The organism is Amaricoccus sp. (genome assembly GCF_036846665.1).
Classification (GTDB): domain Bacteria; phylum Pseudomonadota; class Alphaproteobacteria; order Rhodobacterales; family Rhodobacteraceae; genus Amaricoccus.
Genome location: NZ_DAIUBO010000379.1, coordinates 1 through 2,257, shown reverse-complemented (window position 1 = coordinate 2,257; position 2,257 = coordinate 1). Strand labels below are relative to the sequence as shown.

Genomic DNA, 2,257 nt, shown 5'->3' with positions numbered 1-2,257 from the left:
GTGCTTCCTTCCATTCCGACGAATGGATCGCACCATCAAACCGTGGGATCAAACAGCTAGGCTCGGGCGGAACTCGACCTCAAAGGATCGCATTGCCAAATGCGATCACCCCGGCGCGGGGATGCGATCCGGTTGACAGGGGCCGCGCTTGGTTCATAGTGGCAAATGCTTGGAAAGAAGGCCGGAATCCGGCAGGCTCGGCCTGCAATCTCCGGACCCGCCCGCGAGAGGGCCGAAAGCGACCGATCCAGGGGAGGAGTTCCATGAAGGTCGAAGACTACGAACGCCTGACGGCGCTCCAGGCGAGCCGCCGGGCGCTGATCAAGGGCGCGGCCAGCACCGCCGCGCTCGCGTTCGCCTCCGGCGGGGCGCTGACGCTGGCAGGCGCGCCCGCGCGCGCGCAAGGCAACCTGCGCGCCGAGATCCTGCAGATCCCGGGCGTGGGCATGGGCTCGCCCACCGACGCCGACTGGCAGAGGGTCGGCGAGATGTGCCTCGGCGGGACCAGGGAGACCGTGGCCGAGGGCGAGTTCGCCGGCGTCGAGCTGACCTTCATGGGGCTCAACAACCAGAACCAGCACAATTTCCTGTTCCGCGGCTTCCTCAAGGCCTGGGAGACCTATACCGGCGCCACGATCAACTGGATCGACCTCGCCCAGGCCGATTTCAACGCCCGCCTGCAGCAGGCGATCGCCACCGGAACGATCGATTTCGACATCATCGAGATGGGCGCGCCCTTCGAGGGCGACGTCTGCGCCAAGGGCCTCACCTCCGAGATGCCGGACTGGGTGCGCGCGCTGATCGACATGGACGATTACGTCAACTACCTCAAGGCGCCGGTCGGCACCTGGGACGGCAAGACCTACCGCATCTCCATCGACGGCGACTGCCACACCTTCAGCTACCGCACGGACATCTTTTCCGATCCGGCGCTCGCCGAGGCGTGGAAGGCGGAAGGCAAGGACGGCGAATGGGGGGTGCCGACCACCTGGTCGCAGGTGCAGGCGGCGTCGAAGTTCCTCAAGGACAAGACCGACCCCACCTTCGGCAACCCGATGAACGGCTTCCTGGACCCGCTGAAGGGCTGGGGCGGCTTCGGATTCTACTTCCTCGAAGACCGTGCCACCGGCTACGCCAAATACCCGGGCGACCCGGCCTGGCTCTTCGATCCCGACACCATGAAGCCGCGGGTCAACAACCCGGCCTTCGTGCGCGCGATCCAGGACGTGCTCGATAGCATCGGCACGCTCCCGGTCGACCAGATCAACACCGATCCCGGCGGCGTCGCCTGGCAGCAGTTCCTCGCCGGCACCGGTTCGATGTGCACCTGGTGGGGGGACGTGGGCTCGAATGCGCGAACCCTCGACACATCGGTGGTCGGGGATGTCATCGGCTTTTCGATCCTGCCCGGCGCCGAGGAGGTCTACAACACCAGGACCGGAGAATGGGAGGAATTGCCGGACGGCCCGAACTTCGCGCCGAACATGGCCTATATCGGCTGGGGCATCTATGTCATGGCCCGGGTCGAGGGCGACGAGAAGAAGAAGAAGGCCGCCTGGTCGGCCGCGGCACATCTCGGCGGCAAGGACATCGCGCTCTGGATGGCGGCCTATCCATCGGGCTTCCAGCCCTACCGCAATTCCCAGTTCGACTACAGCGAATGGGAGGCCGCGGGCTACGACCGCGCCTATATCGAGGACTATCTCGCCTCGAACCTCGACAGCTACAACCACCCCAATGCCGCGATCGAGCCGCGCATCCCCGGCATCTTCCAGTATTATTCCATCGCCGAGGACGAGCTGGCCAAGGTCTATGCCGGCCAGTTCACCGCGCAGGAAGGTGCCGACAACATCGCCGCCGCCTGGGAGAAGATCACCGACCAGATCGGCCGCGAGAGCCAGATCGCGCTCTACAAGGCCTCGCTCGGCCTCACCTGAGGCGACCGCACGGGCCGCCATCAGCGGGCGGCCCGGCCATTTCGGACGGAGGGCCCGGATCCGGGCCGGCAGACGGCACACGCCGATCTCCTGCCGCGGGCCCCGCCCGCTCCCGATGCTTCCGCACGGGCGAGACGGTGGAAACCTCCCGTTCGAGTGGTTGTGCCTCTCATATCAACGGCCCCTGCGCCTGACCGATACAATGGCCCCCGGCCCCCGCCTCGGGAAGGAAGACCGGCCGCGCCCCGCGCGGCCCGCGGAGCAATCCCCCGGACCGAAAAGGCGAGGCGCCGGTGGCGCCTTGCCCGGTCCGGTCGCCC

The 2,257-nt window shown here is 66.9% G+C and carries 1 protein-coding gene; it reads left to right on the top strand.

Going from position 1 to position 2,257, the window contains the following annotated elements:
- Positions 1-263 precede the first annotated feature (263 nt).
- Positions 264-1,937, top strand: coding sequence for a sugar ABC transporter substrate-binding protein (locus V7050_RS20540; protein ID WP_324375926.1), 1,674 nt, complete (start codon positions 264-266; stop codon positions 1,935-1,937).
- Positions 1,938-2,257 lie beyond the last annotated feature (320 nt).

Excerpts from the sequence above, each read along its gene's own strand:
- V7050_RS20540 (WP_324375926.1), top strand. The coding sequence starts at position 264 with ATGAAGGTCGAAGACTACGAACGCCTGACGGCGCTCCAGGCGAGCCGC.